The organism is Paenibacillus sp. UMB4589-SE434, from assembly GCF_030226685.1.
In the GTDB taxonomy this organism is placed as follows: Bacteria; Bacillota; Bacilli; order Paenibacillales; family Paenibacillaceae; genus Paenibacillus_B.
The window spans coordinates 25,229-48,691 of the sequence record NZ_JASOYK010000012.1; the positions used below are offsets into that span (position 1 = coordinate 25,229).

A 23,463-nucleotide genomic window follows, 5' to 3' on the forward strand; every position below is an offset into this window, starting at 1 on the left:
CCAAACAAATGTATTATATATAATCCCCCCCAAAATGCAACTATTTCACACAATAATTATTATTTTGTTTGGAATATCCTGTCGATTCCTTTTCCATACTGATGAGATAGAGCAACCATTTAACATTTGTCATTGGTTATAAAAGGAGACGGCGGGCATGAGCGACATACTCAAACGAGCAGCAACCAAAACCAAGAAGAAACGCTGGCGCACCGTTCTTAATATATTGGGAGTGTTTATTGCACTCGGGATCGGATCAGCCGCCTGCACGCTTGGTTACTTGTATATGACAGACCTGCCAGAATCCCAACTGCAGCAATCTTCGGAGCTGCTGGACCGTAGTGGCAAGCCTCTCGCGCTGCTAGCCTCAGGACAAACGCTGCAGCAATCTGTGAGCATCCAGGATATTGCGCCTGCCCTTGTTCAAGCCACGTTAGCGACCGAGGACCGCAAGTTTTACAATCATTTTGGGATCGATATCTATGGGATCGCAAGAGCGGCTGTTGTCAATCTGGAGCACCTTTCTACCAAGCAGGGAGCAAGTACATTAACCCAGCAGTTGGCCCGCAACATGTATTTGACACACGAACGAACTTGGAAACGAAAAGCGAAAGAAGCACTCTTTGCACTGCAGCTTGAAATGAAGCACAGCAAAGATGATATTTTAGCGATGTACTTAAACCAAATTTATTATGGCCATGGTGCGTATGGCATTGAATCTGCTGCCAGGATGTATTTTGGCAAGTCTGCGAAGGAGCTCGTGCTCGCCGAAAGTGCCATGCTAGCCGGCATACCGCGTGGTCCAAGTTATTATTCGCCCTGGATAAATATGAAAAATGCGAAGGATCGGCAAAAAATTGTGCTGCAAAATATGGTGGAGACAGGTGCCATTCAACAACACGAAGCCAATGTCGCTTACAACGCTACACTTCGATTTCGAACAAAGGAAGAACGCTCGGATACACTTGTAGCCCCTTATTTCCGTGATTATGTACGCAAGGAATTGTATGCACTTGGCTTAACGGAGGACGAGATCGAATCAGGCGGCCTCCGTATTTACACCACACTGGATGCACGCGCACAAGCAGCAGCCGAGGCAGCCGTCGCCAAGAATATTCCATCGTCAGGCGATTTGCAAGCAGCCCTTGTCTCGATTGATCCGCGTTCAGGCGATATCAAGGCAATGGTTGGCGGCAAAAACTATCGTGAGAATCAGTTTAACCGCGTATTCGCAAATACACGGCAGCCGGGATCTGCGTTTAAGCCAATCGTGTACTTGACGGCGCTTGAGCAAAAACAGCTCACGGCAGCCTCACGCTTTACCAGTCAGCCGACATCCTTCAGCTACGATGAAGGCCGCAAGACCTACAGTCCGAGCAACTTTGGCGGCAAATATTACGGAGATATCGATCTCCGTCAGGCAATTGCTGCCTCGGACAACATCTTTGCCGTGAATACGATTATGCAGATTGGACCAGACAAAGTGATAGAGATGGCCAAGCGCCTCGGCATCCATGCCGATATGAAGCCCGTGCCTTCCTTAGCACTTGGCACTTACCCTGTCAGCCCTTATGAAATGGCCTCAGTCTATGCTGTGCTAAGCAATGATGGCAATAAGATGATGCCTAGGGCCGTATTAGCCGTAACGGATCGGACCGGACGTGTGATCTATCAAGCAGCAACTTTAAAGCCTGTTCAAATTGTAGATTCAGGTACGACTTATGTATTAACCAACCTTATGGAAAGTGTATTTGAAGCAGGAGGTACTGGCAATCGTGTTTCATCGCTGATCAAACGGCCGGTAGCTGGCAAGACCGGTACAACAGACAGTGATTCGTGGATAGTAGGCTATACGCCAGAGCTGTCTACAGCAGTCTGGGTCGGATATGACAAGGGGAAGACGATTACGACTACAGATGCGCACCTATCGGCCCCAATTTTTGCCGAATATACCGAGAAAGCGCTGGAAAGTGTACCTCCTAAGCTCTTTACGATTCCAGACAGTGTCGTCAGTGTCTATATTGATTCCGATTCGGGCAAGCTCGCTGGTGAAGGGTGTGTAAACAAGCGTCTTGAGACGTTTGTTCGCGGCACGGAGCCCACAGAATGGTGCGGACTTCACCCTGGGGGCAATCCACCAGAGCAGAAGCAGCCTGAGGGCAAGCCAGCGGATGCTACAGAGAAGCAATCCTGGTGGAGACATTTGAAGCGCTGGTGGACTGGTTGAGGTAAAATGAGCCTGATACAAGCGAAGGCCGTCAAACATGAGCTGAACTAAAAGTTTAACTCTCGTTTGACGGCCTTTATGTTGTTATGGGAATTAGGTCAGACAGAGCAGTTTCCGTTTCATTTATGCCCTTAATCCGTTGCTGCGGATTGCTCCTCTACACGGCTAAGCTTGCCTGGCCAAAATGCTCGTCGTCCCAGTACCGCCGTTATGGCAGGAACCATAAAGGGACGTACAATAAACGTATCCAGCAGTACTCCAAGCGCGGTAACCGTGCCGAACTGCACCAGCACCTGAATAGGCAGCGTAGCCAGCACAGCAAAGGTTCCAGCCAATATGATTCCCGCAGAAGTAATCACGGAGCTAGTCTCGTTAACACCCTCACGGATCGCTTGCTTAATCGGCATTTCCTTGCTCTTCTGCCAGATGCGCGACACCATAAATATATTGTAGTCCTCTCCAAGCGCTACTAAAAATACAAACGCGTACAATGGGATCGCTCCTTGAATGGCCTCCACGCCAAACCCATAGTGCAGGATCAGCCAGCCTAATCCCAACGCGGAAAAATAGGAAAGTACAACAGTACCAATTAAATAGACGGTTGCCACGATAGAACGTAAATAGAAGAGCAGAAGCAGTGCGATTAAACCAATGACAACGGGAATGACAATGATCGTATCTCGGTCATTAACGAATTCCGTGTCGTATTGAGTGGCCGTCTGGCCGCCTATCCACACCTTTTGCTCCACGCCATCAATCCCTGACGCCAGCAAAGCAGCCTCCGCCGCTGCGCGGATTTCCGGGATATGGTTCATTGCTTCCAGCGAATACGGATTCAAGCTTAGTTCTACGCTATACGCTAACATATGCTCGTTGTTCTGCCCTTTCTGTGGGGCAGATACTTGATCGATGTAAGGCAGTGAATCCAGCTCATTTTGCAAAGAAACCTCTTTACCCTCTGTATCAATCATTATGTTCACAGGGGCCAGCTCCCCCTCGGAGAACTGATCTCCGATCACCTTAAACCCTTCTCTTGATTCCATCGTAGAAGGAAAAGAAGATAAGATGTCGTATGTGTATTGGATTCGCGTAGACAAACCCGCCAGCCCGCCTAACAGAAGAACTGTAATAGCTATTATCGTCCAAGGACGTGTCACCACAACCCGACCAATCCAGCCGGAAGATTTATTAGCCTTCTTGTTCCGAACAGGTTTGCCTCTATGTTTGGCACGATCTTCTTCCATCTCAGGCGTCCGGGGAACGAACGGATAAAATGATGCTCTTCCAAAAATAGCAAGCAATGCTGGAACAAGCGTTAAGCTTGCGATGCCCATAATTAAAATAGATAAGCTAAAAGGAATAGCAAAGCGATAATAAGCGCCATACTTCGCCAGCAGCAGGACTAATAATGAGATCACAACTGTAAATCCACTCATCGCAATAGCGCCGGAAGAGCCCTTCAAGGCTTGCACTAATGCCTGTCGCTTATCGGAAACATGAGCTAGCAAATGTCGATAATGCGTCACTAAGAAAAGACAATAATCTGTTCCCGCTCCAAACAAAAGCACCGTCATAATAGAGATCGCTTGCGCATCAACCGTTATCCAACCCTGCTGCGCCATAAATCCGAGCATAGGTCCAACTGCACCATAGGCAAAGCCAACAGCAATAAGTGGTATTAGTGCCAGCATCGGCGAACGGTAAATTAGCAGTAAAATGACCAATACGAGCAGCACAGTTGCAATTAGCAAAGAAACGTCAGCATTCATAAATAGACCTGTCGCATCTATGGAAATACCAACAGGCCCAGTAACTCTGGCACTTAATGCTTCAGTCGAATCAACAGATTCACCAAATGGATTGCTGCCAAATTGGGCGGCTGCCTGCTGCTTTAATTGTGCAACAGCTTCCTTGAGTTGTCCCACATCCGCTTCCTTACTGAACAAAACGGGAAGTACCAGTGTGCTCTTATCGTTTGATAACTGCGCTTGCAGCGCAGGGAGTGGCAGCTTATGCAAAGGCATGACCGCTGTCTGGTCAGGAAGCGGACTAGCTTCCCATTGCTTAGTCAGCGACTGCAAATCCTTCAGATCTTCCTGCGTTAATCCCCCTGCTCGCTTCCAGACAAGCAGAGCTGGTGTACCCGCTTTGCTAGGGAACTCGCGTTCCGCAACCAGAGTGGCTTGCACTGACGGGGTATCTGCTGCAAGATTGGCCGCACTATTTTGCTCCTGCGACTTTACGGATGGCCACACCCCATTCAACACGGCGACAATCATAATCCAAATGATCAAAGTGATCCATTGACCGCGCGGACCAGATACCCATCCGCTTATTCCGCGTTTCTGTTCCATCGTATCCTAATCCTCCTATATTCATTTCCCTTGAGAGAAATAATTTATAATATTATATATACCGGAAGGTTAATTAATTGGCAATCCTTATTTTACATCTTTCATTAAACTATATGTGAATAGATACGTTACCAGTATAATAAACAGAGTACTGATGTTAACGTTATAAAGGAGCTTCGTATCGATATGAACTCGAAACGCCCACGCAGACCGGGTAGACCAAGATTGGATGACCATGGCACACCTCTGCAGACCGTGATTGTACAGACGGCAGCACGAATGTTTATGGAGCAAGGCTTTGAAGCCATCTCGCTGCAGCTTATTGCTAAAGCCTGCGCTGTCACAAAAGCTACTATTTATTATTACTATTCCAATAAAGCAGAACTGTTTACAGCTGCTGTCGTTCAAGTGTTAGAGAAGGGACATTATTTTACCCAGCAGCACTTGTTGGCGCCTGTTAGCTTCAAAGAACAACTTCAGGCTATTGCAGTATCCAAAATGCAACAGTCTCATGTGGATATGGAAACGATGATGCGTGAAGCCGAGGCTCAACTGTCTACCGAGCAGATGGAGCGAATCCGACAGGCGGAGCAGCATATACATGATCTGCTGGCCGAATATTTTGAGATAAGCATAGGCCAGGGGATTATTCGAGCCGGTAATGCAATGATGATGGCTCACGCCTTCTCTGCGCTTGTGATGTTAGGTAATCGAGACAGCGCCGTTCAATTGTACGCATCTAAGCAACAGCTGGCAGAAGCCGTTGTTGACATGTTCTGGTCAGGCATATCAATTCCTAAGAATGGTTGATGGTTGATGCCCTGTGCCTTTTTGAAATTAGATCTCGTATCATGTAACCTTGTTGATGGTAGTCACGCCCTTTGAGCAATAACCGCACTTGCAGTTTTAATGAAAGAAGCCGTAAACACCACCTTCTAGTGGAGCTCACGGCTTTTTGAGCGTGGGTACTATGTACGCAGCGTGGCACAGCAGTAGCCCAAATACTGCAAGCTGCCTTCGACACTTACAAACGGAACGTGAATTACTTAGGCTGAATAATCTCCTGCACACGTCCAACCATCCCATTTGCAAGCCTTACCTTAATTCCGTGCGGATGCTGCGGGGAGTTGGTCAATATATCCTTTACAATGCCCCGCGTTCTTTTGCCTGTACGTTGATCCTGCTTTAGCACGATATCAACTTCTAGACCTGGCCTGATGTCAGCACGCAACTTACCACTCATGTTCATATCACTTCCCATCATCTCATTGTCGACGTTTACAAGCTGTAAATATGGATAATTGAAGATGAGGTATCTCCTGCATCAGACTGCATCATCCGTTCTCTAATCCTCATATCAGCTTACCTCAAAAAAAGAAGGAGCCTTTGCATCGGCTCCACGACGCTCCAGCATCCCTCTTGTACGATATTACTTCTAGTATGACTACACTAGTGCCGCTTTAACCTCGTCAGATGTGTTAGTCCACCATTCCTCATTATGTGTTTGCAGCAGCTCGCGCAGTAATCCTAACTCTTCTTGGCCAAGCCCATCAAGCATAACGCGGCGTTTCATGGCAGAATCCATCTTATTAACATGCTCCGCGAGCACTTTCCATCCACGTCTCGCTTCAGCATCCACCAGCATCTCGCAAGCTGTCAGCCCTGCATAAAATCCACCCTCGGCGTTGCGGTCAACTGCCACCCATACAATCCAGCATTGACGTCCGTTAGGCACATCTTCTTTGTTCATAGAGAACTTAATGCCGCGTTCCAGCTTACTCTTAGCGTGCATAGCGCCAATATCAATGTAGGCGCGTCCTCCTTCGATCATGACAGGAGACACATTATTCAGATCGATGCTGCCCGCACCGAAGCCTTTATGCTTACCACTGCTTACGACGTTAAGTGCAAGCGGCTTTTTTACCTTCTTTTCTTGTTCCATTATATTATTCTCCTTCCTCGCCCTCTCTATCGTTCCCATTCCTACCAGGAAACCAAGCCTAGGCTGGAATCAAAATCATTTTCATTTTAGCTAATATTCTGTAAAAAGCCAACATATACATGCTGTAGATGCTTGTCAACGGGAGGTAAGAATCGGATGACTCGAAGCAATGCCTATCGCTCACTCCTCTATTCACTCGTATTTATCACAGTTGGTATCCTGCTTACGCAATGGCTCACGCCTACACAGCCCTTGCCCTCCCTCGGTCCAGAAGTGACGCAGGGGAAGACCAAGATAAGTGAGCCGATTACGCCGCAGCAGATTCAAGCTGTCACACCAAAGGCCCGCAGTGAGCGGGTTTCGGAGTACCACATTGAGGTCCGATTGGACGAGACGTCCAAGACCCTTTATGCCACACAGACCGTCACATGGACCAACCCAGGCAAAAGAACGGTAAATGAGCTTTACTTCCACCTGTACCCAAATGCATTCGCTTCTGCGGATACCACCTTTATGAAAGAGTCCGGCGGCATGCTGCGAGAGGACCGTATGCCGCAGGATGGATACGGAAGCATGCAGATTACGTCGTTGCAAACGGTAGACGGGCTATCATTGATGAACCGTTTGGAGTTCGTTCAGCCTGATGACGGCAACATCAAGGACAAGACTCTGGCTAAGCTGCGATTGCCGCAGCCTGTCAAAGGCTTGGACAAAATTACGCTTAAACTCAAATTTGAAGTCAAGCTCCCTAAAGTCTTCGCTCGCATGGGAGCTACTAACCAATTTGTCATGGCTGGTCAATGGTTCCCTAAGCTGGCCGCGTATGAGAAAGCTGGTATTCGTGGACGAGCCGCGGAAGGGTGGAATCTGCACCAGTATCACGGCAACTCTGAGTTTTATTCCGACTTTGGTATTTTTAACGTCAGGATACAAGTTCCTAGCTCTTACATCGTAGCAGCAACCGGATTTCCAACCAAAACACCTGTATTCGGAGATGGAACCAAAACGTATCAATTCTATGCAGACGATGTGCATGACTTTGCGTGGTCGGCCTCTCCGAACTTTGTCTATGCGGAAGAACCGTTCTCATCAGCTAACGTGCCGGGTGTTCGTATTAAACTCTACCTTGACCCTAAGCACGAACAGTTGAAAGAACGTTACTTCTTTGCCGCAAAAGCCGCACTCACCAAGTTTAGTGAATGGTACGGTGAATACCCATATTCAACGCTTTCCATTGTAGTCCCCCCAAAAGAGGCTAACGGGGCAGGTGGAATGGAATACCCGACACTGGTAACCGCATTCGGTGCAGATGATGAAAGCCCCGGTTATGACTTGGAACGAACGGTCGTCCATGAGATCGGACACCAATATTTCTATGGGCTGCTGGCGTCCAATGAATTCGAGGAGGCTTGGCTCGACGAGGGCTTCACCTCCTATGCCGAGGATAAGTTAATGGAGTCGGAATTCGGTGTGACACCTAATTTGGCGGTACAAGCAAGTTATATGACCGATCCCGCTCCACTCAAACAGCATGCGTGGCAATACAAAAATCAGAACCATTATGCCGAAAACGTATACTATCGCTCTAAGCTTGTGCTGCTTGCCTTAGAAAAGCAGGTTGGAGAAAAGACGATGCAGCGTATTCTGAAAATCTATACAACAAAATATCGCTTTAAACATCCGACCACAGCAGACTTTCAACGTATCGTAGAATTGGTGACCAACCGTAAATGGACCGACTTCTTTAATCAGTATATATATGGGCAGAAGATGGCTGACTTTTCCGTCGAGAGCATCCATACCCGCACCTTTAATGAAGGAGGAACGCCACGTTATGAAGCAACGGTAAATATTCAAAAGAACGGCGCTGACTACCCGAACGTACCGATCGTATTTCAATTTGCAGACGGAAGTACAACTCGTAAAGTATGGTCTGTGGAAGGCGACCGCATCCAATATAAGCTCAGTCATTCCTCCCCGCTCGCATGGGTAATGATCGATCCTCTCTATACGATCATGGTAGAGAATCGTCACATTAACAACTATATGCGTGCTCAAATTGAAGAACCGGTGCGCACGCGCGTTAATTGGGTAGCCGTCAAATGGCTGGAAGTGATAACAAACGTATTGGGGTGGTGATGGACATGAAGCTGCATATGCGCGCAGGGTGGGACTGGCTGAAAGACCATTTATACATCTGGATCATCCTATTTCTATATCAGTTATTGTGGGGATTTCTATTATTTCGCTTTATGGATTCCGTCATCATGCCAATACTTCGCCGGTATCCGAGCCCAGCTCCTACGGAGATGAGTTCACAACTCTTCTTATTGGAATCCCAGTTCCAATTAACTAAAACGTCTACCTATACACCGTACCTCTGGATCATAGTCGCTTTTATTGCGGTACGGATGCTGCTCACACCGATCATTCATGCTGGCATCTGCTATTCAATGGCTAATCACCGAACGGAATCGGGATTGACCTTTTTCAGGGGAATCGCAGCAGTGTGGAAACCTTTTGCTTTATTGTATCTTCTGGAAACGGCCTTGATGCTTGCTCCCGCCTATTGGGCCGTCCCTTATCTGGCCGAAGTACTTGCTTCTAATCCAAGCTGGCAGATGCTATTAACTGGTGCTCTTCCTGTTAGTCTCGCTTGGCTGGTTGGAGGTTGGCTGCTTCATCATTTGTTTTTATTTCTGCAATTCGGCGCTGGGTCAGACATGTCGCTGTTGCATGCACTAAAAAACGGCATCGTTCACGTTCTGCCTGTCATTGGATTGTCGCTCCTATTTGTGCTTATCTCACTAGTATGCAGTACATTAGTGACAACCGCTGCCATGTTATGGACCGGCATGACCGCACTCATTTTACAGCAGGCATATCCTGCATTACGCGCATTTTTGAAATTATGGAGTCTTTCTAGCCGTTATCACGCATGGAATCATCGGAAACCGTAAATTTCGGCCTTTCTAAATATTTTTTCGCCAAAAAAACGCTTACTTAAGCCTTTTCTCGAGGTTTAAGCGCGTTTTTTTGGCGTTTCCGGACAAAAAGTGTTTGTCAAAGTAAAAAAGGTCTGCTAAAATAAGGCTTAGATTGTTACAACTTTGTCATGAAAGACACTTAGTTCTTGCAATTTTGTAATCAGAAGTAACGGAATCTGATGTGATCCAATAGGCCAAATTCCCGTACACATCCGGGAAGCGGGGGAACCATTAATACTGGGTGAATTGATCTTGCTTATGCAGAGATCATAGGGAACCTTCAACCGAACCCTCCAGCTAACCTCGCAGGCACGGAAGGAGCTTTTCCAATTGAAGAAGAAGTTGGTCACTGCGGTGGTCGGTCTGAGCTTACTGTTCTCGATCGGAACAGGTAGCGCATTCGCCGCAACGAAGATGGACAACACTATCCAAGATTTGATGGGTATCGACTACAAGTATGGTGGAACTACAACGAAGGGGTTTGACTGCTCTGGATTTGTAAAGTATGTTTTTGACAAATTCGATGTTGAATTGCCTCGTTCGTCTTCTTCCCAGTATGAAGTTGGCGACAAAGTAAAAAAAGACGAACTACGCCCTGGAGACTTGGTATTCTTCAATACTAGTGGCAGCGGAATCTCCCACGTCGGCATTTATGTAGGCAACGGTCAATTCGCCCACGCTTCGACAAGCAAAGGAACACGTGTCGACGATCTGAGCATGGATTATTATGAGAAGCGTTATGTTGGTGCTAAGCGCATTCTCAGCTCGAAGCAATATGATAGCTTTGCTTCTTACGAGAAATAATAGAATATTATACCGAAAGCCCGATGGATTGCCTCATGCAGCCTGTCGGGCTTTTATATTGCACTGTTCTATACACTGTATGCACGCCAAACTGAAACGTGCCAACTAAGAAGCCATGGTCCTGCACAAATTAATACAGGAAAAAGACGACAATTATAAACATAAATCTGTATAAAATGGGTTTACACTTGCCATGTTTCCCTGTTCTTCTGACTGCTATATGGGCATCTAGCTGAAGAGAAGCATGCTAACCATCATTCTCCCTGTCCATTCCCAGGTCCAGCACCCTTATATGATAATTAACACGTGAACCTGAAGATGAATCACGCTTCTTCTCTTGTTGTCCTAATCAGGAACTAGCTCCATCACCGTGATATCGATATACCTGCAATAATTAATTCTCTAACTTCCTAGTCACCACGCCACGCACATTACATATAACGATGGTGCCAACTAGTTTCTACTAGCCTTGAAAAGGGTGATATATCATTTCACTGTAGAGTCACCTTTCGTAAACCCTACTTACTACTTATCCTCAGATTTTGACAATGTAGGATATAACATTACATCCCCGCACTGCGTTTAACCCAAAGAGGCATGCTGGGCGTTCTTCCAACATGCCTCTACATCTTATTCACGACTACCAGCCTAAGTCCTCAAAATCCACGACAACTTAATGTCTCATGTACCACGTAGCTTGTGACTCCATTACTGCTGCTGTTCCCTTAACTTGCTCCCTGTATGTTCAGTATTCAAATGCTCCGAATTCACAACCTTTTTCTTCACTTGTTCCCTCATGTGTTGTTGAGGCCGTGCATGCTTATCGACATGTTTCTCGTGGAACATTTTGCCGTTACGTCCAACTATTTGTCGCAATTCATGACGTATTTGCTCAAATGTCTTGTTTTCGACAACAATACCATATTTCTGTGCAATCGATATAAGCTTCTTCTGCCGAAGCTCTTTTATCTGACTTTGGAGCTGTTCCTGCTCCTTGTTCAGCTGTTTCTTCTCTGTGTGATCTTTCTTATTTAATTGTGCCGACAAATTGCTTGCTTTCGAAGTCGCGGAGCTTGGCAGCAACGCTAGTACTCCGCCCTGTGATTCACTCTTGCGGGAAGAATCCGTGTCATCTCCTGATGCAAATACAACCCGCGCTTCAGGCGACTTCGCAAATGCAGCAGCGGCATGTTCGCTTTGCGCCGCTGCCGGAGAAGCAAGCAGCAGCATCATAGCTGTAGACCAGGCGACCGCCGATGATGTCGTCCATTTCATATTCTCACCTCCTTTCAAACTGCAATTTCTTCAGTATGAAGCCAGCACATGAAGACAAGCTGAATGAATACTTAATAATAATTTAAGTTCATTTGCTCATTCCGAATCAAATAAGCCTGTGTACGTTATTACGGTTTGGAACCGGGACAGTTTCCGATTCTGACATTTGTCATTAGCAGTTCATGACATCGTACACTAACGGACGATTACTCGTGAGACTACAATACAAATATAGCCACACGATAAACGGCACACATAATAAATCAAAGGGTGATGACAAATGACATACGCAATTGAGTGTACCAAACTTAGCAAGCAATATGGCAGCTTTCACGCTGTAAATGATATAAATTTATGTTTCAATCAAGGACAAATCAGTGCATTGCTTGGTCCAAATGGCGCCGGTAAGACTACTACCATATCTATGATTCTTGGTTTGCAGAAGCCAACCTCAGGCAGCATCAGCGTGTTGGGCATGCCCGCCGGGACTAAAGAAATTCGCCAGCGCATAGGAGCATTGATGCAGGATGTGAAAGCTGCTGATGGGCTGACTGTCAAAGAAGTGCTGGAATTGTTCCGCAGCTATTACCGGAATCCACTCTCATTAGCTCGCCTATTGGACCTCTCAGGGTTGCATCAAGAAGCCAAGCGCCGCGCATCTGCATTGTCAGGCGGACAGCGCAGAAGATTGGCTTTCGCCCAGAGTCTGGCTGGAAATCCTGAACTTATACTGTTGGATGAACCAACCGTAGGCATGGATATTGAAGCTCGCGGTCGCTTCTGGGATACCATCCGAACATTAGCCGCTGATGGCCGGACCGTCGTGCTGACCACGCACGACTTGACCGAAGCTGACGCGGTTGCTGACCACATCGCGATCATCGCTGCGGGGCGCATTGCGGCCGAGGGCACGCCCGCACAATTAAAGGCACAATCCGCACTGCGATCCATTTCATTCCGATCCGGATCCAGCTTGTCTGATGCTCAGCTCATGCAGCTTCCAGGGATCGTAAAATTCGAACGGCGGGCAGACAAAATTCATTTGTACGCTGAAGAAACGGATACATTAGTCGGAACACTACTCCAGGCAGACTGGGGCATATATGACCTGGAGGTTCAATCTGCCAAGCTCGAGGAAGCGTTCCGCATCATTACAAACCAACAGTAGGTTGCCAGAACACCTAAATATGAAGCGTTAATGCTATGAGGGTGTCATTTTATTCAGATCATTGTTCAGCTCTGTAAGGAATTTTCGTTCTAAAAAAGTAATATCCTACGCTACCCATACCATCTGAGGAGGAGTTCCATCATGTTACTTGCTCAAACCAAAGCCGAAAGTTTACGTATCATCCGCAGCCCATTCTTTATGCTGTTTTCCATACTAATGCCACTCGCGTTTTACTTTCTTTTTGCTAGCTTAAATGGGGCTGACAAAAGTATTGCCTCAACGACCTATGGTTCGTATTCGCTAATGTCGATGACCGCCTTCAGCCTCATCGGAACAGCGGTCAGCCAGTTCGGCATCCGACTGGCCTATGAACGCCGTGATGGCTGGGTACGCCTACTCCGACTCACGCCGCTGACACCATCTGTTTGGATCGGCAGTAAGCTAATCGCACATATGGGTATTCATCTGATCACGATTATTGTCATCTTCAGTGCAGCCCAACTCACTTACAGCTTTGACCTGACTCTTGCTCAATGGGTGTCTTGCGGATTATGGCTTTGGATCGGCAGCCTTCCATTCCTGGCTCTTGGCTCAATTTTAGGCACCATAAAAAATGCCGATGCCTCCATCGCCATTGGCAACATCCTGCATATGGGACTCGCTATTCTGGGGGGACTATGGATGCCGCTTAGTACGCTCCCCCAATGGATGCAATCCATTGGCCAATGGCTGCCCTCCTATCGCTTTGCACATGGAGCTTGGAACATGCTTGCTGGAAGTGCACCCGTAGTACTGGATTGGTTAATTCTCGTAGTTAGCGGCGTATTATTCATGGTATTATCAGGATATATACTGAATAGACGGGAAGCGATGTAAGTGAAATTGACAGCATGGCGGATGTTTCCTGCTGAAGAGGGATGGGCCCCTGCCGTATCACTCACCAACCTCTTAGTGGCCATTTATTTCGTATTGCAGGAACCTCCGTTTAAGCTGGCGGCTGGTCTCCTGCTCGTTTTATTATTTGCCGTTGCGTATCGTGAGATCTTTTGGCGGAGCCAACAAGCCCCGTTGCTGCTTGGATGCCAATTAGCTATCCTGCTTGTTCTCACTGCCTTTTACCATCCGATGTTTGCTTATATCGGTTTTCTCATGTCACTATCGCTAAGTCGACAAAAGCAGTCATTTATGGTGGGTATATCAGTTGTATTCGTGGTTGGTACCATACTTGCAGCTATTCCACACCTGAAAACAATGGGGCCTGTTATTTTGATTATGCTGCTGCCGCCTATTTTTGGGGTCGCAATCGTACCGTTCATTATGCGGGCCTCCGCTCGCTACAAACAGATGGCTGAAAGACTTCAGGCAGCCACATCTCAACTCGAACGTATGGCGCAGCAGGAAGAGCGCCAACGTATTGCCCGCGAGCTGCACGATACGTTGGGACACACTTTATCTTTAATTTCCTTGAAGGGAGAATTAACAGAGAAGCTGATTACCCGCGATCCTGACCGCGCTCTTACGGAAGCCCGCGACATCCGAGAGACAGCTCGAGCAGCGTTAAAACAGATGCGTGAGCTTGTTACCGAGATGAAAGTCGTTCGGCTGGTTGAGGAATATCAACATGCAAAGACCCTTTGTGCAGCAGCTGATATTCGCCTACAGTTCGAACAACATGCTGTAGGCGGCGAGGACTATGCGGGTAAGTACACAGAGGCGGACACCTTCCGCTCCGTTATTGCTGTAGTAGAGGTGCTGCCGTTGTCTCCCCTCCAGGAGACGATCCTTGCGATGTGCTTCCGCGAGGTGATAACCAATGTAGTCCGGCACAGTCAAGCCAAGGCTTGTACAGCTATCCTGCATATCGAAGAAGGCCAAGTACGACTTGCCGTTGAGGATAACGGTATTGGTCTTGACAAGAACGCCCAGTATCGCGCAGGCAGTTCAGGCATGACTGGCTTGAAGCAGCGGCTTGCACTTGTAGATGGCAGGCTGCAGATCGATTCCGCACCTCAGGCCGGAACAAGTATTAATCTTATTATTCCACGCGTATTACGAAGTGAACAGCGAGGTGAAGTCGGATGATACGAATCATCCTAAGTGAAGATCAGCGACTCCTGCGTGGCGCATTAGCTACCTTGTTGTCGCTTGAAGACGATATTGAAGTCGTTGGACAAGCCGAGAATGGCGAAGCAGCGCTTGCACTTATACGTGAGCAGCAGCCCGATCTGGCTGTCCTTGATATTGAAATGCCGCTTAAAACAGGCTTGGACGTAGCAGAAGCTATTAAGCAAGAACAGCTCAATTGCCGCGTCATTATGCTGACTACATTTGCGCGACCCGGCTACCTTCAGCGAGCAATGGCCGCAGGTGTATCGGGTTACCTGCTCAAAGACAGCCCCAGCGAGGAGCTGTCAGACGCCATTCGCAGTGTTCATGCTGGACGCCGAGCCATTAGCCCTGAGCTGTCGCTTGCAGTATGGGATGACCCCTGCCCCCTGTCTGCACGTGAACGTGAGGTCATGCAGTTGGCCGCTCAGGGCTTGACTATGCAGGACATCGGCGCTAAGTTGTTCCTGTCTCATGGCACTGTTCGCAATTACATGTCGGAAGCGATCGGCAAACTTGGTGCCTCAACCCGCATGGAAGCCATTCGCATGGCGCAGGACAAAGGCTGGCTGGAATAATAGACATCAGCCAGGAAGCGCTCCATTGAGACATTCCTGGCTGATATCTACATCATAATCATTGCTAGTTTACATCCTTATGTATCCCTTCCGGATCTGTCCCTTTCGCCTTTACAGCATCAAAATATGCATAAGCATCACGTCAGACAGGACAGAACGACTCATTAAGCTCTGTCCTCTGTTGTAATGGCAAACAACGCATGATCTTCCCATACCCCGTTAATGTTTAAATATCGCAAGGCCAGCCCCTCTTGACGGAACCCCGCCTTCTCCAGCACACGTTTAGACGGTATGTTCCTCGGCATCACACCAGCCTGAATTCGATGCAGTCCCAGTTGATCAAACGCATAGTTAACGCAGTAAGACACCGCCGCAGTGGCATATCCTTTACCGTTATGGTGTTGATCAAGGTAATAGCCTATATTAGCGTTTTGAAGCGGTCCGCGGGCAATGGCTGACAATTCAATTTTTCCAATCAACTGATGCCCCGAACTGGAAAAAATACCAAAAGCATACGCTTGACCAGCTTCCGCTGCTTTTACCTTAGAAGCAAGCAGCTTCTGCTGTTCCCCTAGAGTATAATGATTCTCCGCATGCAGCGGTTCGAAAGGCTGAAGAAATTGCCGATTACTCATCCTCAAATGAAGAAGCGATTCAGCATCATCTAAGGTTAAAAGTCTGATATCCATCTCTTTATGCAACATACCTCTCGATCCCCCAGCCTCTAAATTAATGCAATGACGTTCTCTCCCACGCCTTAACTGCATACCTGCGACTTATGACTCTCTCGACAATAAGCAAATTAGGGACCCAGCATAACCATGCAATGATAGCAAATGTATCGTTGGTGTCGATGTACCCGAACAGTACAGCTGCTAATGGGATGTAAAGCCTCAGTGTAATGGCTGCACAGGAGATCGCATAATTGCGAGCCATCCATCGCCCATGTTCAACTGGATTATGGTCGGCAAACCTTTTTTACCCGTCACAAAAGGCTGCTCGCGGATACCTGCAGGTGAACCATACATGACTAAAGCGTAAGCTCCTATTAAGACCGCCAGCAAGGCCAACATGCCAAAGGCCCATATTTGAGCTCTTGTGAATTGCCTGTACAATCCCCATCCCCCATCAATTTAAGGTTACGCGTATAACATTCCCTCATTTTACCATTAAACTATGATATCGTGGAATGGTCTTGAGACCGAGCTGCCGCTCAGTCAAAGGTCGTAGTATAATCTCAAACAGGGGTTGGTGTCCTCTTAATGGCAAACAAAAGCGCTCCAGCATCCTGACCGCCACTTACGCAGCATTCGAATGTGAAGCGCCCTCTCGGATCATTTATTTAGCTGACTTCGTGAGCCACTCCGCTAGTTCCTCTGTCTGTGCAAGAACAGCGAGCGGGTCGTAGTACCAGGAACGCTCTTCTGGCCATACGTAGATATGCCCATTCTTGACTGCGGGCAGACTCGACCAGATCGTGTCCGCTTGGAAATCGGCTACTGTCCGTTCGTTTGAGGTCATAATAATATAGTCGCCTGCATATTTCTCCAACAATTCGGCTGATATTTCAGCCCACTGCTTCTCCATAATCTCATCCCCAATTCCGGCTGGAGGCTTGCGTCCCAATGCCTGATAAGTTGGCTGTCCGCCCCGGCCAAAGTTATCTCCATAAACCAAAATCCGCTTGCCAGCGTCCTCCATGATCGAAAAAGATGCATCGGCAGGAATGACGGCATCAACTTTGGCCTTGGCTGCCATAATACGACGGTCGTAATCAGCAAGCCATGCCTTGGCTTCTTTTTCTTTGCCAAAGAGAGCTCCGAAGTAGGTTAGCTCCTCATGCACATTTTTTAGTTGGCCATAGGGGATCACTAGGGTTGGAGCGATTTTGCTAAGCATCTCGTAGACATCCTTGTTGCCGGTAATAATGAGATCCGGATTCAGACTCATAATGCCTTCAGCCGAAGGCTTGCCGTACACACCACTGTCTGCGACGCCAGCCAGCGCTTCCTTAAAGTAATAATTATTGAGGGTTAGTCCTGGGGCCCCTACTGGAATTACTTGCAGGGCGATCAAGCTCCCCAAGTACTCTTCTGCTACAATACGCTGCGGGTGAACCGGGACTTCGATGTCACCGTTAACGGTAGAGATCGTTTTGATCTTCGCTTCTTTAGGTTCGACCGCTGTATCAGAACCTGATACCGTGCTGCTTGTCCCGCTTTCTGCCTGTTTCGTTCCACCAGCGTCACTATTTGATGACGGCGTGTTACCGCAACCCGATAGTACGAGTCCTGTAAGAAACACAACTGATAAGATAAAAGCCAGGAAGCGTCTGCTGCCTTGCTGTTTAGTACGCAATGTAAATCCCCCTTTTGTATAAGTGATAATGATTATCATTATAACTTTACAACGGAGTAAGCGAATAGGCTATGCCTTAAAATGATATATCACTTTGTATTATTGTGATGCGTGCCACCAAGCACCTGTACTAGTTCGTGAAGCTGGGCAAGCGAGGAAAGTGGATCATACCCATAGAACAATTCTGCATCGTTTAATATGTACACCTGTTTCTGCTGTACAGCCTCTAGAACCTTCCATCTTGCCGACTCAAATAACTTATGTATCTGCTGCTGACCGTCCGCGCATGACGGCAGATCCGTTATAAAGATGTAGTCAGCAGGATAATTTGCTATAGCTTCTATTGTGGCCTCGACAAATCCTTTTGAAGCTATCCCTTCTTCCATCAGCTGTTCTGGCATACGAAAGCCCAAATCATCGTAGAGAATTTGACATCCTCTTCCGTAGCTGCTGCTAAAGCAATAGGCTGCGTTCTGACATACCTCCCATACGATAGCCGTACCCCGATCGCCTAGTTGGCGATCCAGTTGCTCGTTAATGCTGCTGACGAGATCGTCATATCGCAGCAGCCACTCTTCTGCGTGCTCTCGCCGTTCGACAATATCGGCTAGAAGACGGAACTGGTCGCGCCAACTCATCGTCATAAATGGCAATTCCACCACCGGGGCCAAGGGCAGTAAGCTCTTGTTCTCCACTGCAGTGTTATAACTAATGATCACATCTGGGTGTGAAGAGGCTACTGCTTCATAATAAGCGGCTGGTGTACTGACATAAGGATCCAGCATCTGTCTCTTTCCCGAGGTGTTCTGCCGCCGTTCCAACCAGGGTGTATAGACACCAATCTCCGGGGTAATGCCTAGCGCCAGCAGACTAGCCGTATGATTCAGATTTAAAGCTGCGATACGCTTCTTCTTACGCTGATAATGTGTAGGGGAAAGTCCGACAGACTCTTTGAACTTCCGACTTAGATAGGCCCCTTCTTTATATCCGACCTCCTGTGCCAGCACATGTAAGTTAGATATCCCGGTCAATAGCTGGCGCTGCGCACTTCGTATCCGAAGCAAGGTTAAGTAGGCATTAAAGGTACGACCCGTATACTTGCGAAACATACGTGAAAAATGTTCAGGGCTTACGTCTGACCTATCTGCCATCTGCTCTCGCGTCAACTCCTCCCGATAGTGGGCCTCCATGTAACACAATGCTTGTTCAATCCATGAGTTGGAGGGTTCCTGTCTAGATGTTAACTCCTTGTGCAATTCCGTCAGCAGCTCTGTAAAAATCTGTTGCAATCTGAACGGCCCTCCCAGCTGCGGCTCCCTCCAAATGATTTCTAACTCTCCAGCTAGCCTCATGATGGCAGCTGGACAGCGATGTATCGGCACGGAATGATCCAATCCTCGCGTGCCAGAGGCATCATTGGAGATACAACAGTACTCTATTACAATACCGCGCAGCGTGGCGCCGGGCTGCCAGTATAGATGAGGCTGAGGCGCGGCATCACCAAGAAACACGCTGCCTCTGGACATTTGGTGTTCATGCCCATTAACACATAGTGTCCCTGTCCCGCCCCACACGATGATCATGCAGGCATCGTGCTGCACTTCATCCTGATTGCCGCAAAGGCTGATAGCATTCAATTTTTCCACTCGGATCGGCATATAAAAGCAGTGCGCAGCCGCAGACAATCTCGTGTTCGTAGTAGCAGACGTAAGCATCGTTCTATCTCCTGATGGGGTACAAATTTTTTAACCTTATAATTGGTTTATCATTCTATTTTCCATTGGCTAAAGCATCAGAGCTTAGTTTGAGTTGTCAGCCAGTCAGCAAGTTCCTCCATCTGCGATAGCAGTGCGATCGGGTCTTTGAACCAAGAGCGCTCCTCATTCCAAATGTAAACATGTCCTTTCTGGAATGCCTCTAGTTTCCCCCATATCGGATCAGCCTTGTATTGTTCTAAAGTCTTAGAGCTGGTCAACACAATGTAATCCCCAGCACTTTCAGCTAACAACTCTTTGGACAATAAAGTGTAATTAGACTTCATGATCTTGGAAGAGACTCCTGTTGGGGGCTTACGCCCAAATGATTGGTATATAGCTCTACTGCCCCTACCAGCATCACCTCCGAATATGTAAACCTCTTTTCCCTGATCCTCCAATATCGTAAAGGTTGCTTCCTGCGGGACAGCCTTGTCCACCTTTGCTTTGGCAGCAGCCACGCGCGCATCATAATCGGCAAGCCAGGCAGACGCTTTATCCTGCAAGCCAAGCAGTTCTCCGAAATAGGTCACTTCTTCATAAATCGAATGAAGTTGGCCGAACGGCACACTGACAGTAGGGGCTACTTTGCTATACTTTTCAACCTGTTCTTCTTTCGTAGATAACGTAATAATGAGATCGGGTTCCAGTTCCATTATTTTTTCGATTGAAGGTGGATCGCCCACATTCTCAACCCCCACAAGCTTATCTTTAATGTAAGGGTTCTGCATAATCCATTCTGATGATCCAACGGGAGTCACCCCAAGTGCTACCAAGCTGCCCAGATAATCTACCGCAACGATGCGCTGAGGCTTCACCGGAACGACCACATCTCCAAACAAACTCGAAACGGTCTTCGTTGTTCCATCTCCAACTGAGCCTTGGTGGCCACTAGACGTCAGGCTCTTGTTCCCTGCACCTGCAGGATGAACCTCTGTCTGCGTCGGATTACCCGCTTCTGCTGAGCTCCCTCCATTTGTCATATTACCACTCGTACCACAAGCACTAAGCAGCAGTGTCAGACACAGCAGAAAAGTAACTGCCATCGATGCTCTAGATCTTCTGTTTATGTACATCGTTAAATCCCCCTCTGTTTTATACTGATAACGATTATCATCATTAGCAATATATCGTCGGACGCCGTATTTCACAATGGGGATTTGTAACGTCTTCTTTGCACGAAGTTGTACATTTTCAGGAATGCGATTGCGATCTTTGTACTTGCCGGGAGCTACACCTGTGTACTTTTTGAACATCCGATTGAAATAAAAAAAGTCCGTATATCCCACGCTAAGCGCCACTTCTTGTAAAGAAGCGTCTGTCGTAAGCAGAAGTTCCTGTGCCTTTTCCATTCTGATTTGAATGAGAAACTGGATAGGGCTCTTTCCCATTTGATCCTTGAACTTCCGAGATAAATATTGTGGGCTGTAGTTAAGGAGATCTGCTATATTTTCAACCGTCATGGTGTCCTGATAATGCTCCATCATGTAACGAATCACCTGCTCAGACAGATCAGGGGTATGTGTATCGGCACTTTGATACTTGATTTGCCATAACCAATCATAAATAAACTGATAAAATAACGACTTGGCGTGCAGTTTACCTAATGACTCAGGTTGCTGCCAGTTCTCATACATCCGCCTTACTTTCTCCAGCAAGTTGCCAGGGTACGGTGCCTTGCATACATAACACTGCTGAAATGGGTTATTTTTTGTCAGCAACAGCTGCTGCTCTAGTCGATGCGGATGAGGCAAAGCCGCTTTATACAGGATCAAATATCCTTCAAATAGGTCTCCTGCAACTATATTCAGAAAGATCCCTTTGCCCGCATGCAGCACATGGAAATGATGAACGAGATGAACTTGACCCTCCAGCCAAACCTGGGCTTCGCCCCGTATCGTACATATAAATGCACTAGAAGGAAGTCGATAATCAGTTAAATCGTCGTTTAGCTCCATCATGATATGACGTACATCTATAAGATGAATTACAGCCTGATTCCATAATTCAATATGATCATCTACATTCATCTACACTCGTTCCACCCTTTCTTATCATGTTACTTATCGTTCTAGAACCTGCATGTTCCTTCACTACAACTCCACTTATTATAAATGATAAACATTCTCACTCATAGCAGGAATACCCTACTCTAAAAAAAGAGCCCCATAGTATTTATGGGGCCCATAGGAAGAAGCCTTCCTACCAGGAGTACTGGCGGAAAAGCTTGATTACGTATTTCTTTTGACTAGGTATAAAGGGTGGTACTTCTAAGTGATGCATCCTTTCAATAATAAAGAGACCTCACAGCAATAAAAACTTTCATCCATTTTTATTTCTGATATACGGCCGCTAGCTCCGACCGGATAACTAAGGTTAACGTTCGAAGCTCACCGGCTGCTGCTGATCGAATATCTGCATCGCTGCTGTCCGACTTCAACAGCTCTCGGTCTACAAGGTTGCCTTGCTCTATAATGACCCAGTTGTCAGCTAGTGTTGCACCTAGCAATCGGAGCTGTTCATTGTTCAGCCGGACTTGCTCCAGCCGCCCCGTAAACACTTCGAAATCCACCTTAGGCTCAAGGCCAAATCGTTCTTGCAACCATAGCTGCACCCCACCTGGGGTGTTGAACTTCATTTGATACCCATAGCGGACGGCGTCCTCCAACCGCTCATGATGGACACGAGCATAAGTCACAAACTCGTCGTAGCTGTAATATTGAGCAGCAGCAACCTGTAAGGGGACTGTGTCACCTGTTGTAATACAAGCAAGTAGGACAGCGTCGGTGATGTTGAAGCGCCGTGCCCGCTCTAGCAAAATAGCGGTATGCTGCGAAAGTTTGATATTTGGGTTCATCTGATCCATTCTCCTTTTGGCCTTGCTGCTTTATTGTTAAGATTACTCATGCAAATGGCAGGCCGTATAATGACCCGGGGCGATACGTTTAAGAACAGGCTCTTCTTCACCGCATCGGCGGGAAGCGTATGGGCACCGGGATCGGAACTTGCAGCCTATAGCAGAATCGATTGGACTTGGCAATTCACCTTGCAGCAGCCGATCGGTTGGCATTAAGACTTTCGGGTCCGGGATTGGAATTGCTGCAAGAAGCGCCTCGGTATAAGGATGGGCGGGATGAGTATACAATTCCTCACTAAAGGAGACTTCCACAAGCTTGCCCATATACATAACCCCGATGCGATTCGAAATATGGCGTACCATTGACAGATCATGTGCAATAAACAAATAGGTCAATCCCAATTCATGCTGAAGATCCTCCAGCATGTTGACCACCTGAGCCTGCACAGATACATCCAGTGCCGAAATCGGCTCGTCACACATCACAAACTCAGGACCCGAAGCAATAGATCTTGCAATGCTGATGCGCTGCCTCTGCCCCCCACTGAATTCGTGGGGATAACGATCCGCATGCTCACGCTTTAACCCGACTCTTTCCAACAGCTCGATAACTCGGTCGCGTCGATTGGATCGGCTGGAACCACCGTGAATCTCTAGTGGTTCACTAATGAGTTCCAACACGTTCATGCCCGGATTCAACGAAGAATATGGGTCTTGAAAGATAGCTTGCATTTTCTGTCGATAAGGCTTGAGCTGCTTCTCGTTCATTGGAGCCAAGTCGACCCCCTCATAGCGGATCTCGCCGGAGGTGATATCAAAGAGTCGAATGACACTACGCCCAGTCGTTGACTTTCCGCAACCCGACTCTCCCACGAGGCCAAATGTTTCCCCCCGATGAATATGGAAGCTGACATCGTCAACTGCTTTAAGCACCTTCGTTGTTCTCCCGAACAAAGACTTCTCAACGGTAAAGTGCTTCGCTAATCTACTAACTTCCAATAAAGGTATCTTGCCTGTCCTCGCTTGCCCACGTCCATCCAACATGCTGTTATC

General features: G+C 47.5%; 21 protein-coding genes and 1 riboswitch. Of the genes, 9 read left to right on the forward strand and 12 right to left on the reverse strand.

Annotation, left to right across the window (positions count from 1 at the left end; genetic code table 11):
- Positions 1 to 157 precede the first annotated feature (157 nt).
- On the forward strand, positions 158 to 2,227 hold the full coding sequence (locus QP775_RS24535; RefSeq protein WP_285109264.1) for a transglycosylase domain-containing protein: 2,070 nt from the start codon (positions 158 to 160) through the stop codon (positions 2,225 to 2,227).
- A 131-nt stretch (positions 2,228 to 2,358) separates the two neighbouring features.
- On the opposite strand, the gene QP775_RS24540 is transcribed toward QP775_RS24535, so the two are convergent.
- On the reverse strand, positions 2,359 to 4,581 hold the full coding sequence (locus tag QP775_RS24540) for an MMPL family transporter (protein WP_239333730.1): 2,223 nt from the start codon (positions 4,579 to 4,581) through the stop codon (positions 2,359 to 2,361).
- Between the two features lie 186 nt (positions 4,582 to 4,767).
- Between QP775_RS24540 and QP775_RS24545 the strand changes: the two genes are divergently transcribed.
- Positions 4,768 to 5,391: a TetR/AcrR family transcriptional regulator gene (locus QP775_RS24545; protein WP_285109265.1), complete on the forward strand. Its 624-nt coding sequence runs from the start codon at positions 4,768 to 4,770 to the stop codon at positions 5,389 to 5,391.
- A 232-nt stretch (positions 5,392 to 5,623) separates the two neighbouring features.
- Here QP775_RS24545 and QP775_RS24550 read toward each other — a convergent pair whose 3' ends face one another.
- Together QP775_RS24550 and QP775_RS24555 are read right to left on the reverse strand one after the other, a co-directional pair.
- On the reverse strand, positions 5,624 to 5,824 hold the full coding sequence (locus QP775_RS24550; protein WP_285109266.1) for a YwbE family protein: 201 nt from the start codon (positions 5,822 to 5,824) through the stop codon (positions 5,624 to 5,626).
- Positions 5,825 to 6,025: 201 nt separating this feature from the next.
- Positions 6,026 to 6,523 (reverse strand): YwhD family protein, encoded by a 498-nt coding sequence (locus QP775_RS24555; RefSeq protein ID WP_239333724.1) that lies wholly within the window; start codon positions 6,521 to 6,523, stop codon positions 6,026 to 6,028.
- 156 nt (positions 6,524 to 6,679) lie between these two features.
- Between QP775_RS24555 and QP775_RS24560 the strand changes: the two genes are divergently transcribed.
- The 3 genes from QP775_RS24560 (at position 6,680) to QP775_RS24570 (ending at position 10,314) form a co-directional block, all read left to right on the forward strand.
- Positions 6,680 to 8,662, forward strand: a complete 1,983-nt coding sequence (locus QP775_RS24560) for a M1 family metallopeptidase (protein WP_239333722.1) — start codon at positions 6,680 to 6,682, stop codon at positions 8,660 to 8,662.
- A gap of 5 nt (positions 8,663 to 8,667) precedes the next feature.
- A complete protein-coding gene (locus QP775_RS24565) occupies positions 8,668 to 9,483 on the forward strand; it encodes a carbamoyl transferase (protein ID WP_285109267.1) in 816 nt (271 codons plus the stop codon).
- 209 nt (positions 9,484 to 9,692) lie between these two features.
- Positions 9,693 to 9,836: riboswitch (cyclic di-AMP (ydaO/yuaA leader) on the forward strand.
- A gap of 4 nt (positions 9,837 to 9,840) precedes the next feature.
- The gene (locus tag QP775_RS24570) at positions 9,841 to 10,314 is read left to right on the forward strand and encodes a C40 family peptidase (protein ID WP_239333718.1); all 474 of its coding nucleotides are present in this window, start codon (positions 9,841 to 9,843) and stop codon (positions 10,312 to 10,314) included.
- Between the two features lie 708 nt (positions 10,315 to 11,022).
- On the opposite strand, the gene QP775_RS24575 is transcribed toward QP775_RS24570, so the two are convergent.
- Entirely contained in the window at positions 11,023 to 11,589 is a 567-nt protein-coding gene (locus QP775_RS24575; RefSeq protein ID WP_239333716.1) for a hypothetical protein, read from the reverse strand.
- 280 nt (positions 11,590 to 11,869) lie between these two features.
- Between QP775_RS24575 and QP775_RS24580 the strand changes: the two genes are divergently transcribed.
- The 4 genes from QP775_RS24580 to QP775_RS24595 all read left to right on the forward strand — a co-directional run bounded on the left by QP775_RS24580 (position 11,870) and on the right by QP775_RS24595 (position 15,441).
- Positions 11,870 to 12,757 carry an ABC transporter ATP-binding protein gene (locus QP775_RS24580; RefSeq protein WP_239333714.1) on the forward strand — a complete coding sequence of 296 codons (888 nt, stop codon included), beginning with the start codon at positions 11,870 to 11,872 and terminating at the stop codon, positions 12,755 to 12,757.
- Between the two features lie 141 nt (positions 12,758 to 12,898).
- Positions 12,899 to 13,633, forward strand: a complete 735-nt coding sequence (locus QP775_RS24585) for an ABC transporter permease (protein WP_285109268.1) — start codon at positions 12,899 to 12,901, stop codon at positions 13,631 to 13,633.
- Positions 13,634 to 14,839, forward strand: a complete 1,206-nt coding sequence (locus QP775_RS24590) for a sensor histidine kinase (protein ID WP_285109269.1) — start codon at positions 13,634 to 13,636, stop codon at positions 14,837 to 14,839.
- On the forward strand, positions 14,836 to 15,441 hold the full coding sequence (locus QP775_RS24595; protein ID WP_285109270.1) for a response regulator transcription factor: 606 nt from the start codon (positions 14,836 to 14,838) through the stop codon (positions 15,439 to 15,441). The genes QP775_RS24590 and QP775_RS24595 overlap by 4 nt, the downstream gene beginning before the upstream one ends.
- 164 nt (positions 15,442 to 15,605) lie before the next feature.
- Here the strand turns inward: QP775_RS24595 and QP775_RS24600 are convergent, their stop codons facing one another.
- The 8 genes from QP775_RS24600 to QP775_RS24630 all read right to left on the reverse strand — a co-directional run bounded on the left by QP775_RS24600 (position 15,606) and on the right by QP775_RS24630 (position 23,454).
- On the reverse strand, positions 15,606 to 16,145 hold the full coding sequence (locus tag QP775_RS24600) for a GNAT family N-acetyltransferase (RefSeq protein ID WP_285109271.1): 540 nt from the start codon (positions 16,143 to 16,145) through the stop codon (positions 15,606 to 15,608).
- Between the two features lie 25 nt (positions 16,146 to 16,170).
- Positions 16,171 to 16,377 (reverse strand): DUF2306 domain-containing protein, encoded by a 207-nt coding sequence (locus tag QP775_RS25845; protein WP_350339001.1) that lies wholly within the window; start codon positions 16,375 to 16,377, stop codon positions 16,171 to 16,173.
- Positions 16,335 to 16,556, reverse strand: coding sequence for a hypothetical protein (locus QP775_RS24605; RefSeq protein WP_285109272.1), 222 nt, complete (start codon positions 16,554 to 16,556; stop codon positions 16,335 to 16,337). Before QP775_RS24605 ends, QP775_RS25845 begins: the two co-directional genes overlap by 43 nt.
- A 223-nt stretch (positions 16,557 to 16,779) precedes the next feature.
- Positions 16,780 to 17,799 (reverse strand): ABC transporter substrate-binding protein, encoded by a 1,020-nt coding sequence (locus tag QP775_RS24610; RefSeq protein ID WP_285109273.1) that lies wholly within the window; start codon positions 17,797 to 17,799, stop codon positions 16,780 to 16,782.
- 89 nt (positions 17,800 to 17,888) lie between these two features.
- Positions 17,889 to 19,514, reverse strand: coding sequence for an ABC transporter substrate-binding protein (locus QP775_RS24615; RefSeq protein WP_285109274.1), 1,626 nt, complete (start codon positions 19,512 to 19,514; stop codon positions 17,889 to 17,891).
- Between the two features lie 77 nt (positions 19,515 to 19,591).
- Positions 19,592 to 21,583 carry an AraC family transcriptional regulator gene (locus QP775_RS24620; protein WP_285109275.1) on the reverse strand — a complete coding sequence of 664 codons (1,992 nt, stop codon included), beginning with the start codon at positions 21,581 to 21,583 and terminating at the stop codon, positions 19,592 to 19,594.
- A 302-nt stretch (positions 21,584 to 21,885) separates the two neighbouring features.
- On the reverse strand, positions 21,886 to 22,410 hold the full coding sequence (locus QP775_RS24625) for a hypothetical protein (protein WP_285109276.1): 525 nt from the start codon (positions 22,408 to 22,410) through the stop codon (positions 21,886 to 21,888).
- 42 nt (positions 22,411 to 22,452) lie between these two features.
- Positions 22,453 to 23,454, reverse strand: coding sequence for an ABC transporter ATP-binding protein (locus QP775_RS24630; protein ID WP_285109289.1), 1,002 nt, complete (start codon positions 23,452 to 23,454; stop codon positions 22,453 to 22,455).
- Positions 23,455 to 23,463 lie beyond the last annotated feature (9 nt).